The organism is Limosilactobacillus caviae (assembly GCF_014635905.1).
GTDB lineage: Bacteria > Bacillota > Bacilli > Lactobacillales > Lactobacillaceae > Limosilactobacillus > Limosilactobacillus caviae.
The window spans coordinates 538,527-551,008 of record NZ_BMDS01000001.1; the positions used below are offsets into that span (position 1 = coordinate 538,527).

The following is a 12,482-nucleotide window of genomic DNA, read 5'->3' on the forward strand; positions in this document are numbered from 1 at the left end:
ATGGTAAAATAACACTTCTAATCTTGGGGGTGAGATGATGCAGGAATTAGTTGATCAAGCGCGGGCAGTTGTTAAAAAAAATCACTTGCGTTGGACAAAACAGCGCCAAAAAATGATTGAATCCGTGGCACGCTATCCTGACCGATATTTTAATATTGCCGAGGTTGACCAATATCTCCGTAAACAATATCCGGGATTAAGCCATGACACCATTTATCGTAATTTTAAGGAATTTGAAAAATTAGGGATTGTTGAATTACGCCAGCAAGACGACCAAATGCAAGTTAAATATTCGTGTGATTCTACTCATCATCACCATTTTATTTGTGACGTTTGCGGACGAGTTCAGGAAATTCAGATGCCGCCAATCGATAAAGAATTCTTTGAAAAGCAGTTACCAGGAGCTAAAATTACTGGTCACCGATTTGAGTTACATGGAGTTTGTGCTGAATGTCAGGCAAAATCTTTACAATAAATTCATATTTATCAGCACAATTTTCGTGTATTATATACTCTGGAAAAGGAGAATGAAATATGGGAGCAAAGATACCGCCATTAGTAACCCCGTTTGCGCTCGTATCATTAGTGCTTGCGTTAGGCGCCACCAATGTTGTGGTTAACAAAGCAACGCATACTTCAGAAGGTGCAAAGGTAACGTCTGTATCAACTAGCCGCCAGTTTCAACAATCGGGAGACGATGAGAGCAATCAATCTAGTCGTAATTCACAAAGTAATCGTGATGATGACGATGAGAGTGCAAGCAGTTCATCAGCAACCCGAACAAGTAACAGTACGAATACGACAACTGGCGATAATGATAATGATACGGATCAAACAACGCGTTCAACGGGTAATAATGATAATAATACAACGACAAATCGGTCTAATAGCACGAATGATAATACTAGTGCTAACCGTAACAGTACTTCCCAATCGACGGGAACAACTAACAATAATACAACGACCACTCAGGGTACGACCGGCAATACAACCGGAACGACCTCAACTGAATAATAAGGAGGCGAGTTATTAATGTTTAGTTTTCTTGATATGATTAACTCGTCATTGAGTTATTTTAACCTTGATGTAAAGTTAAAAAGTCGGATCTACATTGCGATTGCCTTTTTAGGTGATATTTATTTAGTCTATGTTACTTTCCGGCTCTTTATGAACCACGTTTGGTTGCGAGCATTTCTATATTGTTTAGCAGTAATTGGATTGACATATTTTATTTACTTGAATTTCGTCTTTTATTTCTTAGAAAAGACTTCCAAATTTGATGTCATTTCACCACGGGTTGCAAAGATTACCGGTCAGAAATTTGATGATGGTAAATCAAAAACACCGCTTGATGCCCAACAACGATTAGCGGCTGAATTGGCAAAACGTTCTAATGGTATTTTTACAGCTGATGATACTATCCCGGCTGCTGTAGCCATTGATGAGTACGAGCAACGAAACTTGCATAAGGTTGTCGATCAACTATTAATGGAAGGAATTTTCGTCAATGGGTATGACGGCTTGAGTGAAAAAGAGATTGTTGAGCAGTATCATGCCACTGATAAGCCAGTAACAGCTTTAAATTCACAGTCTGTGCCACCATACTTTGAACTGGTACATGATGAATTGCGTCACCGCCTTGAGATTTATATTGGAATCAATCAAATGGAACGGCACGCAGTTGGTCATATTACTAAGATTGGGTTGACAGACGTTCATACTGCTCATGACAAGTATCGACTGTATCTCGCATCAGTAGTTGTAAACGGTGGGCCTAATAAGATTGCAGGCCGAAGCGGATCAACTATTTTAACTGAAGAAGATTACGGTTTACAAGTTCAGGTAGCATATAAGCAGCGAAATAAAGATTAAAAAAACTAGAAGTTGAGTTTCTCAAATGCTCAGCTTCTAGTTTTTTATTGAGTATTAAATATTACTTTTCTCTGAATTCACCATCAACAATATTGTCATCATTATTTGTATTTTTTCCGTTATATTCAGGCATGATTAAAGCAGCTAATAGGTAAAAGACTCCTAGTGGGAAAAAGCCAGTAAATACAAAAACAAGGATACCAATTATTCGTACCAGTGTCTCGTCAAGACCGAAGTAATCTGCAATTCCACCGAATACACCGAGAAATACTTTGTTTTTAGATTTAGTTAAGTGCTTTTTTGTTTTTGCCATAAAGAAACCTCCAATCATATTAACTTGTTACCCCTATTATACCGTATTTTTAGTGGGAGGGTTAATATAAGCGGGGTATTACGTAAGCTTGACCGAAATGCGATAAGAGAATAATATAGTATTTCGTTTAATTAAGATACAAATTTGAAAATGGTTGTGAACAAAAACTGATTATTGTCTTAAAGGAAGATGATTATCTTTAATTACCCCTGTTGTGTTGTATTGCAACAAGCTAGAATAATTATGTTAAATTTGTATCATAATTTAGGGAGGGAAGCGTTGTGCGTGTTACAAGAACTATTCGTGATTTCGAAAATGCATTGATAACATTATTAGAAAAAAATTCTTTTGAGAGTTTGACGGTTGACCAGATCTGTAAGGAGGCCTTGTTACACCGAAGTAGCTTTTATCGTTATTTTAGTGACAAATATGACCTTTTAGAGCAAACGCTAAATGCTCAAATTAATAAGTTGACGGAAAACACTGATTCTGAAGATGATATTATTAAGCAATTGTTGTCATATATTGAAAAGAACAAGGAAGTTATTCGTCACCTAGCACCTAATAGTGCACGAAGCTCTTTATACACAGAAATTCTTAACATTTTAAGCCAGATTTTATTAGAGCGCCGGAATATTGAGACTAACGATCCGATTGTTATCGCATTAAAGAAGGCTGAAAACCCAGAAATGTTAGCTTATGTTTTAAGCGGTGCAATCATTGGAACATTCTACTGGTGGCAAGGCAATAACTATGACGTGCCAACAGAAGATGTTGTTAAATTTGCACGATCAGCAACACGATCATTAACTAAGTAAAATTATGAAAGGATAAAGCTTGAGGTGAAGTATTAAAAATGTGGAGCATGATAAAAGGCGAATTTCGTCATATTTTACATAACCGTTTATTGCTCCTATCAGTAACGGTTATTTGCTTCATACCTTTCCTATATAGTATTTTCTTCTTGAAATCAGTATGGGACCCGTATGGAAGTACACGGAACTTACCGGTAGCAGTTGTTAATAAGGATATTCCTGTTGAATACCAAGGCCGGAAAATGGATGTTGGACAGCAGACGGTTGATGAATTAAAGAAAAATCATCAATTGAAATGGGAATTTGTATCAGCTAAAAAAGCTAAGTATGGGATGAGCCATCGGAAGTATTATGCGGTAGTTACAATTCCTAAAGACTTTTCTGAAAATGCTGCGACTGTTTTGCAAAAGCATCCCAGAACAATGAAATTACATTACCAGACTAATGGTTCCTTGAATTACATCGGTCAAGTAATCGTTCAAACTGGAATGACACGGTTAAATGAAAAGATTCGTGCGTCGGTTACTAATGCTTATGCAACAGCGATGTTTAAGCAATTGCACGTACTTGGCAAAGGGATGACTAAGGCCGCCGATGGTGCTAAGCAGATCGATACGGGAATGGTAACCTTAAGCGATGGAGTAAATCGTTATGTTGCCGGTGTTTCCCAAGTAAATAATGGTGTACAGACCTTACGAGTTAGTGTTGCGCCATTAGCTAGCGGAGCACAACAACTCGCCACTGGAAGTCAGACCTTAGCTAATGGTATTATGCAGTACACTGGTGGCGTAAGCCTATTAGGTAACGGTGTTGGTCAGTTAATGGCTAACTCTGGTGCATTGAACTCGGGAGCGGGTCAGTTAAGCAGCGGATTAAGTACCCTGATGGCTAATTCAGGTGCTTTGAATTCTGGTGCAAGTCAGTTGAATAGTGGTTTGAATGAATTGATGGGTAATTCTGGAAAATTAAATTCAGGAGCTAATGATTTAAGTAATGGCTTAAATACATTACGTGATAAGTCATCTGATTTGCAAAATGGTTCAGGCCAATTAGCATCTGGTGCAAACCAGTTAAATTCGACGGTTAATAGCCAACTCGGTAATATTAATTTTAACGGTATTATGGGGGCAATGGATCAAGCGCAAAGCCTTCAACAAGGTTTAGGTCAATTACAAACCGGTCTTGCTACTGCCAAGAATGCCCTTGCTGGTGTCCAAGATAGTGCTGGAAAATTGCAACAAGCTTCTGGTTCACTATCAAACGTTGCTGGTGCTGGTGATCAGCTTAAAGGTGTTGCTACTAATGATGCAGAGATTGCTGGATTAGCACAACAAATCCTTAAAGATGATAAAGCCAGTGATTCCACCAAAGCAGCTGCTCAACAAATTGCTGGTAAAGCGGGTAGTAATGTTTCAACAATTCAAGGCTTAAGCGGCACGCTAGGCCAATTAAGCAGTCTTCAAGGTAGTTTGAGCGGTATGCAACAACAGCTTAGTCAGCTTTCACAAATGTCAACAGTACTAAATAATGCTGACGGTACAATTAAGCAAGCTAATACACTATTAGCAACATTGAACGGCTACAAAGGCGCTTTAGCCGCAATGCCGGATGCTGTTAACCAGCTTAAAAACGCTACTAGTCAGATTTCATCTGGTGCAAGTACACTTAATAATGGTGTAAACCAATATACTAATGGTGTTGATAGTGCGGCTGCAGGAGCTGGTACCCTTAATTCAGGGATTGGACGTTATACGGCTGGTGTTGCCCAAGCCGGAGCTGGTGCAGGTCAGCTTGCTAATGGTGTTAGTCAATACACAGCTGGTGTTGCTCAAGCCGGAGCCGGTGCTAACCAACTCGCTAACGGAATCGGTCAATATACAGCCGGCGTTGGTCAACTAGGCAACGGAATTAGCCAACTTAATGCTAACAGCGGAGCATTGAATTCGGGAGCTGGTCAATTAGCTAGTGCGCTTGGTCAATTGAATGGTCAAGTTCCTGCTCTTGTTGCGGGAGTAAACCAATTAGCTGCCGGAACACAACAGCTTCAAGATAATTCTCCAGCCCTTATTTCGGGAATTTCTCGGTTGAACGCTGGTGCTTCTCAACTTGCAACGTCTCTCGAAGGCGGCGCAAAGCAAGTTAATGGTATTAAGACTTCATCACGGACTGCTAAGATGTTTGCTGAACCAACAGCACTTAAGCACACTGATTACAGCTACGTGCCAAACTATGGTCATGCCTTAGCACCATACGTTCTCTCATTAGCAATCTATGTTGGGGCACTTGTATTTAACTTTGTTTATCCAATTCGGCGGGTTGCTGAATTTGGTAAGGCCCCAATCGCTTGGTGGGCAAGTAAGGTTACAGTTGGATCAATCGTTGTAACTGCAATGGCAATCGCAGAAGACGCAATTATGATGGCCTGTGGACTTACGGTTCTCCATCCGGTTTCATTCTTTGTGACTACGATTTGCTTCGGGTTAGCTTCGATGGCAATTGTTATGTTCCTTTCAATGCTCTTTGATAATCCGGGACGATTCTTCGCCATGGTTCTCCTAATGCTTCAATTAGGTGGATCAGGTGGTACCTTCCCAATGGAAATTACAATGAAGTTCTATAACGTAATTCACTGGTACTTACCAATGACGTACTCGATTTTAGGACTACGGGATTCAATTTCAGGAGGACTTGGTTCGCATTACGTAGCATTCTGTAATACTGTCCTTCTAGTAATCGCTGTTGTATTCTTTATCCTTCTCTTATTCGGAATGATTTGGCTACAACACCATCATTACGCTGGTCGGTCAGAGTTAGATAATAACCAAGAACTACTTGGACCAGAAGGCGATTACGATGGAATGCACCTTCAACAGAAACGTCCTAATCAAGGAAGCAATGGTGAACAATAAGTAAATAAGCTTGTGATAGTGGTAATGCTATCGCAGGCTTTTTTATTCACCTAATAATTAAATGTTCATTATATCTGAGGTTAATCTACTGCCGATGAGGAAAAAGAGTGATAAGCTAGTTATGTAAACAGTTTCATCGAAAGGAATGAGTAAACTGATGAAATTAATTATCTATAGTGTTCGTGAAGCAGAAAAACCGTATATTAACGCGTGGGCAAAGAAAACCGGTCATGAAGTAGAAATGGTGGATAAACCACTAAATGCCAAGACTGTGAAGCTTGCCCAAGGGTATGATGGTGTTTCTATCCAACAAACGGCAAAACTTGGTGATGCAAAAGTATATGAAGAATTAGCGGCGATGGGGATCAAACAATTATCAACGCGGACAGTTGGTGTTGATATGATTAATCTTGACGATTGCAAGGCTAACGATATTGTTGTGACAAATGTTCCGGTATATTCACCACGGGCAATCGCGGAAATGGGGGTTACCCAGGCAATGTACCTCTTACGTCGCATTGCGGACTTTCGGGAAAGAATGGCTCATGGTGACTTTCGGTGGAGCGATGATCTGATCAGTAACGAAATCTATAATTTAACCGTGGGGGTAATTGGATTAGGCAATATTGGCGGTGCCACCGCGCAAATTTATAAGGCTTTAGGCGCACGGGTATTAGCTTATGATCCATTCTACAACGTCGAATATGAACCATATGTTGAATATACCGACTTTGAAACGGTTGTTAAGAGTGCTGATATTTTAACTCTTCATACCCCGCTTCTGCCAAGTACGGAGAATATGATTGCAGCTCCTCAATTTAAGATGATGAAAAACAATGCCTACCTAATCAACATGGCACGAGGCGGTTTAGTAAATACGTCAGACCTTATTGCTGCATTGGAAAATCACGAAATTGCTGGTGCTGGTCTGGATACGCTTGCGGATGAAACAACATTCTTCTCAAAGCAGGTTTCACCTGACAAGATACCTGCTGATTATAAGAAGCTAGCAGCAATGCCAAATGTCCTTATAACGCCGCATATCGCGTTTTTAACCCAGACTTCAATCCGTAATATGGTTGAAATAAGCTTAAATGATGTTGTAACAGTTGTTGAAGGAAAGCATTCAAGAAATGAGATCAGAATGTAAGATATATAAATAAAACTAGAAACGAGGCTGGATAATTTTCCAACCTTTTTTATTTGCTTAAGATATAAAAAATATTTTTAAGTAAACTATAAGGACACAACTAAGATATCGCTTTCTTGATAAAGGGGTGTTAGACTTAAAACCATCAATTACCACTAGTCAACCAAGAAAGGAGTCATATTTAACGGAATGTTGTCAGCCACTTGATAGCCAGATACAGAGGAAAGGACTGATAATAATGGCTAGCGATAAACACGGAATGAAAGATAAAGTTGCGGGGAAATTTAAGGAAGTTGAAGGAAAACTAACAAACGATAAATCCCGTGAAGGTGAAGGAAAACTGCAAAAGCTTAAGGGTAAAATTAAGGATAAGGCAGCAGACCTTCGCGATGATTTAAAAGGCAAGGAAGAAGATAAAAAGGAGGGATAAATTATGCATTGGATATGGGTTATAATTGTTGGTGGCCTAATTGGACTAGCTGCAGGTGCATTGACCCGGCGTGGTGGCTCGATGGGCGTGATTAGCAACATCATTGCTGGATTAGTAGGTTCAGTAGTCGGTGAGGCGATTCTCGGAGCGTGGGGACCGCAAGTAGCGGGGATGGCGATTATACCATCCGTGATCGGAGCAGTTATCCTTGTTATGATTGTGTCCCTCATCTTTGGTATTCGAACTGATCATTAGGCTAAGATAAATAGATAATTGCATATAATTCTAACTGAGATTTGAATAGCGACGACCAGAATCAGCTTTTTAGTTAATTTTGGTCGTCTTTTTGACTTTCTTTTTCGCTTTTCACGATAATTAGCTTAAACTAGAAATAACGAGTTTTAAGGGGATGAAAAAAATCATTTATTGGGTTTTGTTAGCGTTTCTCATAGTAGGGTCAACTACTTTTAGCGTGCAGCGGACACATAGCTTAATATACGTTCATTCATTAATATTGATTACGATTATGGTCACGATGAGTATGATTAGTTTTATTACTTTATTGTATTGTGTAATGACGTTAATTTTTGATTTTAAACTTTTTCACGTTGATTCGATTTTTAGTTTGATTTTGCTCATCGCAGTCTTTATTGGAATCTTAATGTCAAACTTTTTACGGTGGTTTCAACAACATTTTCACTACCGTCAAACTAGTTTAACCATTATGGAATACTATATTCAGTGGTCATTGATCTATACGACAATCTATCAGGTAATTTTTAGTGACCTTTCCAAATCATCTAAATATATGATAAGGATAGTGGCAGAAAGTAAAATTATTAATCCGGACTACCTAATTATGGCTTTGTTTCCTGCACTAATTTCGACATGGATTGCAATTGTTATTTATAAGGTTCAACAGAAGCAAATTTAGTGAAAAAAGCAACAAGCAAAGCGCTTTCATAACTGTGCCGACTCCCGTATAATTAATATTGAAAGCACATAGAATACGGAGGACTATCAATATGACGCAGAAAAATAAAAAAGAAAAGAAAGCGCCGATTCTTGTCCAAATGGGAATCTTTGCTGGAGTCTTATGGGTTTCAAGTGTTATTTCAGGTATTTTGCCAAGCAGTTTTATTGTTCCTACGCCTGTAATTGGCCTCGTTTTATTATATTTATTGCTTACCTTAAGAATTATAAAGGTTGAGTGGGTAGAAGAATTTGGGATGTTTATGATTAGCCTAATTGGTTTCCTTTTTGTCCCGTCAGGAATTCAGATAGCGAATGACCTTGGAATCTTGCGTGAAGAAGGACTTCAAATAGTCTTTGTAATTATTGTTGCAACTATTGCTTTACTAGTTGTAACTGCGTATGTTACCCGTTTTGTTATTGCAATTCACCGCCGCATTGATAAAAAACGCGAACAAATAGCACAAGGAGGGGATAAAGATGGCAGCTTTGAATAATAATCTTGCTTTACCGTTTACCGGAATTTTTATATCACTAGCTGTTTTCCTTCTTGGGCAGTGGCTATTTAAGATTACCAAGGGCTTTTTCCTGTTTCAGCCATTATTTTTTGGGATGGTTGCTGGAATTATTCTTTTAGTTATTTGGGGAAAGATTGGTGGAATGCCGACATCTTATGTTTATCGTCATTATTATAAGCCAGGCGGAGATATTATTTTCTGGTTCCTTAATCCTGCCACCATTGCCTTTGCAATCCCGTTGTTTAAACGGAATGCCGTCTTGAAAAAGTATTGGTTTGATATTTTAATTTCCTTGGTAATCAGTAGTGTTATTGCCCTGTTTATTATCCTCGGGGCATCTAAACTGGTGGGGCTATCTCATCAATCGGCTGCTGCAATGCTTCCGCAAGCGGCGACAACAGCAATTGCGATGCCAGTAGCAGATGCAATCGGGGGAAATGCAGCGATTACGGCAATGGCCTGTATTTTAAAGGCAGTAATCTTGTATGCTTTAGCAGATGCGTTTATCAAATTATTTAGACTCCAAGGATCTAAAATTGGTCTTGGCCTAGGTCTAGGAACCGGTGGAACAGTGGGTTCAGCGAAAGCACTAGAGTTTGGCGAATTAGAAGGAGCAATGGCTTCTGTTTGCGTTGTTATAATTGGGATTGTTGTCGATTTAGTTGTGATTCCTTTCGCACAAATTTTTATGTAAGTGTAGTTATTTAGAATAAGTAAAAAAAGGACGACCACAATTAGCTTTTTTAGCCAATCCTGGTCGTTCTTTAAATGTTTGTTAGAAGGGTACTAAACTTTTTCATACTTGTTATAGCGTTGATAGTCTTGAACAGACATTTCAACTTTTAACAACGTTCCGTTACTTTCGTATTTTGTATCTAAAATATTAGTGTGCTCATTAAGGTAAGAAACGATATGCCCATCGGTAAATGGAATCAATAAGGTTGCGGTGACGTAATCCTTAAAGAGGTGTTTTTTAATAACATCGATAAGTAAATCTAACGAAGCATCTTGTTTAGCCGAGATGACAACCTGATCATCGCCTTCTAAGACTGGAAACTCAATCTCAGTTTTATCTGCCTTATTGAAGACATTAATCATTGGAATATCTGTAATACCAATTTGATTTAATGTTTTAGCGGTAGTTTCCATCATTTGTTTGTAGTGGGGATCTGAGTAATCAATTACTTGAATTAGTAAATCGGCGTTTGCTGCCTCAGCAAGTGTTGATTTAAATGATTCAACAAGGTGGGTTGGCAGCTTACTGACAAATCCAACTGTATCACTTAATAAGAACCGCTTTTGGTCGGGAAGTGTTAATTGCCGGACGCTTGTATCGAGCGTTGCAAATAGCATATTTTTTTCAAAGACGGTTTTTTCTTCTGCGGCGCCGTATTTCCGTACTAACCCATTCATAATTGTTGATTTACCGGAGTTAGTATAACCGACTAATGCAGCTGTCGGGATGGCACTCTTTGACCGTTGCTTTCGTTTTGTTTGCTCAGATTTGTCAATTGCGGCAAGCTCTTGACGAAGGTGTGAAATGTGGTGCTGGATTGTCCGCCGATCCATTTCAAGCTTAGTTTCCCCCGCACCCCGGTTTGTAAAGCCGCTTCCGCCACCAGTTTGTTGGTCTAGGCGTTCGCTTGCACTAGTCTGAAGCCGTGGCAGACGGTATTGAAGCTCGGCAATCTGTACTTGGAGTTTGGCTTCCTTTGTTTGCGCACGGTTAGCGAAAATCTCTAAAATAAGGGCGGTACGGTCGAGAATCCGACAGCCGGTACCCTCTTCAAGATTACGCAACTGACTAGGTGATAGCTCATCATTAGTAATGATTGTTGGAACATGGTTAGCATCTGCAACCTCCCGAATCTCTTCGACTTTACCTTTTCCAAAGTAGGTCGCAGGGTTGGGACGGTCGATTACTTGATCAATTCGGTCAATGACTTCCATATGGTTGGCCTGTGCTAATTCAGCAAGTTCAATCATTGAATAGTCATAGTCTTCTTGACCGGTATTTAGCCCAGTAATAATTACTGGTTCTGCGGTTTGTATGTTAGTGTCCATTGAAGAATAGTGTTCCCCCTTTATGGATATTATTCTGGTAATTCAAGTTTGTTGTAAAAATCAACGGTAGTATTATTTTTATCTAAAGTTAGTTTGGTGATACTCCCATTACGAGGTGAATCACCTGGATCATAGGCATCTGAATAACGTTGAACAATTGACCGAATAGTAGCCCCGTGAGAAACAACGAGTACTTCTGATCCATCTGGCAATGCACGCAAACGGTCGAACCCCTTGTCTACTCGCTTCCAAAAAGCAACGTGGTCTTCAGCAGTACCGTAATTATCTGCGGCTGCAATCTTATCCTTTAGTTTATCCGGTCCCCAGCCGGCAACCATTTCAGCAAAACTATGATAGCCTTCTGGACCGCCAAGAAAGTCAGCAAAGTGTTGACCGTCTTCACCTTCAAAGTAGCCAAAGAACTCTTCCCTAAATGCTGGTTCTGTAATTGGTTCTGGATTATTGCCAGGATGCTCAGCGAGTAAGAACCGTGTCGTTGATACTGTTCGTGCGAGGTCGCTGCAAAATACATAATCAAATTGAATTGGAGCAAGCGCCCGTCCTACTCGTTTGGCGTCTTCTTGTCCCTTTGGCGTTAGCGGACCGTCAGCCCAACCCTGCATCCGATTGTAGAGATTGAGATAGGTTTGTCCATGACGTACAAAATAAACGTTGATTGCCATAGTTACAGCACTCCTTTATGCGAAATAAAAATACTTATTATATTTTAACATGATTTTGCCGAAGAAAAAGTAATTATAGCATTCGGTTCCGCTTAATAATCCGCTGACGAAGCATTTTAATAAGTGCAAGCAGCCCAACTCCTAGCAGTGAGCACAGTACAAATGCTAAGATAATAAGTGAAAAGTGCTGCCGAACAAATGTGATTGTCCCAAAGTAATATCCGCATCCGGCACCGATTGCCACCCATAACATAACACCAATGATGTTGCCGACTGTAAAGCGGTGAAACGGAAAACGCATTGTACCAGCGATTAAGGGGACGAATGTGCGGATCAATGGTACAAATCGTCCTAGGGCAACTGCCTTGATGCCGTGACGGGTTAAAAATTCTTGTGCTTTCTCAAAACGCGGTCCAGTCAATCTTTTTTGCAGCCATTGCCACCGTGACAGGGAACGGCCAATGAAGTAATTGACAGTATCGCCGATTAGCGCGGCCAAGAAAAATACGGGAATAACGATTTCTATTTTTAAGACAGGGTTAAAGGCAATAAAAGAGCAAGTTAAAAAGACGAGTGATTCACCGGGAAGCCAAGGGAAAATTACTAATCCAGTTTCCATGAAAATCAAAATAAAAAGGAGGACATAGCTCCAAGCGCCCATCCATTCAAACATTGGGATAATAGTTTCCGCAATATGCGTTAGGATATAAAAAAGATGGCCCATAGTATTTTCTCCCCTCCTGTCATAGGATTTCA

15 protein-coding genes are annotated in these 12,482 nt (G+C 39.8%); 11 read left to right on the forward strand and 4 right to left on the reverse strand.

The window, feature by feature from the left end:
• The first annotated feature begins 37 nt into the window (after positions 1-37).
• From IEU90_RS02340 to IEU90_RS02350, 3 genes are read left to right on the forward strand one after another with little or no spacing between them, the layout of a single operon-like run.
• The gene (locus IEU90_RS02340; RefSeq protein WP_153709103.1) at positions 38-475 is read left to right on the forward strand and encodes a Fur family transcriptional regulator; all 438 of its coding nucleotides are present in this window, start codon (positions 38-40) and stop codon (positions 473-475) included.
• A 59-nt stretch (positions 476-534) separates the two neighbouring features.
• Complete coding sequence (locus IEU90_RS02345; RefSeq protein WP_188357660.1) at positions 535-1,014, forward strand: hypothetical protein; 480 nt, start codon at positions 535-537, stop codon at positions 1,012-1,014.
• Between the two features lie 18 nt (positions 1,015-1,032).
• Entirely contained in the window at positions 1,033-1,872 is an 840-nt protein-coding gene (locus IEU90_RS02350) for a DUF6681 family protein (protein ID WP_153709101.1), read from the forward strand.
• 61 nt (positions 1,873-1,933) lie between these two features.
• On the opposite strand, the gene IEU90_RS02355 is transcribed toward IEU90_RS02350, so the two are convergent.
• A complete protein-coding gene (locus tag IEU90_RS02355) occupies positions 1,934-2,185 on the reverse strand; it encodes a PspC domain-containing protein (protein WP_153709100.1) in 252 nt (83 codons plus the stop codon).
• A gap of 281 nt (positions 2,186-2,466) precedes the next feature.
• On the opposite strand from IEU90_RS02355, the gene IEU90_RS02360 reads away from it, so the two are divergent.
• The 8 genes from IEU90_RS02360 (at position 2,467) to IEU90_RS02395 (ending at position 9,673) form a co-directional block, all read left to right on the forward strand.
• On the forward strand, positions 2,467-3,003 hold the full coding sequence (locus IEU90_RS02360) for a TetR/AcrR family transcriptional regulator (RefSeq protein WP_163704547.1): 537 nt from the start codon (positions 2,467-2,469) through the stop codon (positions 3,001-3,003).
• Positions 3,004-3,041: 38 nt separating this feature from the next.
• Complete coding sequence (locus IEU90_RS02365) at positions 3,042-5,909, forward strand: YhgE/Pip domain-containing protein (RefSeq protein WP_153709099.1); 2,868 nt, start codon at positions 3,042-3,044, stop codon at positions 5,907-5,909.
• A 157-nt stretch (positions 5,910-6,066) separates the two neighbouring features.
• On the forward strand, positions 6,067-7,059 hold the full coding sequence (locus IEU90_RS02370) for a D-2-hydroxyacid dehydrogenase (protein WP_153709098.1): 993 nt from the start codon (positions 6,067-6,069) through the stop codon (positions 7,057-7,059).
• Between the two features lie 238 nt (positions 7,060-7,297).
• Complete coding sequence (locus IEU90_RS02375) at positions 7,298-7,489, forward strand: CsbD family protein (RefSeq protein ID WP_153709097.1); 192 nt, start codon at positions 7,298-7,300, stop codon at positions 7,487-7,489.
• Positions 7,490-7,492: 3 nt separating this feature from the next.
• Positions 7,493-7,744, forward strand: coding sequence for a GlsB/YeaQ/YmgE family stress response membrane protein (locus tag IEU90_RS02380; protein WP_153709096.1), 252 nt, complete (start codon positions 7,493-7,495; stop codon positions 7,742-7,744).
• A 154-nt stretch (positions 7,745-7,898) separates the two neighbouring features.
• Entirely contained in the window at positions 7,899-8,423 is a 525-nt protein-coding gene (locus IEU90_RS02385) for an SA1002 family membrane protein (protein WP_153709095.1), read from the forward strand.
• A gap of 91 nt (positions 8,424-8,514) precedes the next feature.
• A complete protein-coding gene (locus IEU90_RS02390; RefSeq protein WP_153709094.1) occupies positions 8,515-8,958 on the forward strand; it encodes a CidA/LrgA family protein in 444 nt (147 codons plus the stop codon).
• Positions 8,942-9,673 carry an LrgB family protein gene (locus tag IEU90_RS02395; protein ID WP_153709093.1) on the forward strand — a complete coding sequence of 244 codons (732 nt, stop codon included), beginning with the start codon at positions 8,942-8,944 and terminating at the stop codon, positions 9,671-9,673. The genes IEU90_RS02390 and IEU90_RS02395 overlap by 17 nt, the downstream gene beginning before the upstream one ends.
• A 92-nt stretch (positions 9,674-9,765) precedes the next feature.
• Here the strand turns inward: IEU90_RS02395 and hflX are convergent, their stop codons facing one another.
• The 3 genes from hflX to IEU90_RS02410 all read right to left on the reverse strand — a co-directional run bounded on the left by hflX (position 9,766) and on the right by IEU90_RS02410 (position 12,450).
• A complete protein-coding gene (hflX, locus tag IEU90_RS02400) occupies positions 9,766-11,043 on the reverse strand; it encodes a GTPase HflX (RefSeq protein WP_153709092.1) in 1,278 nt (425 codons plus the stop codon).
• Between the two features lie 29 nt (positions 11,044-11,072).
• Complete coding sequence (locus IEU90_RS02405) at positions 11,073-11,726, reverse strand: histidine phosphatase family protein (RefSeq protein WP_153709091.1); 654 nt, start codon at positions 11,724-11,726, stop codon at positions 11,073-11,075.
• A 73-nt stretch (positions 11,727-11,799) separates the two neighbouring features.
• Positions 11,800-12,450, reverse strand: a complete 651-nt coding sequence (locus IEU90_RS02410; RefSeq protein WP_153709090.1) for a DedA family protein — start codon at positions 12,448-12,450, stop codon at positions 11,800-11,802.
• Positions 12,451-12,482: the final 32 nt, after the last annotated feature.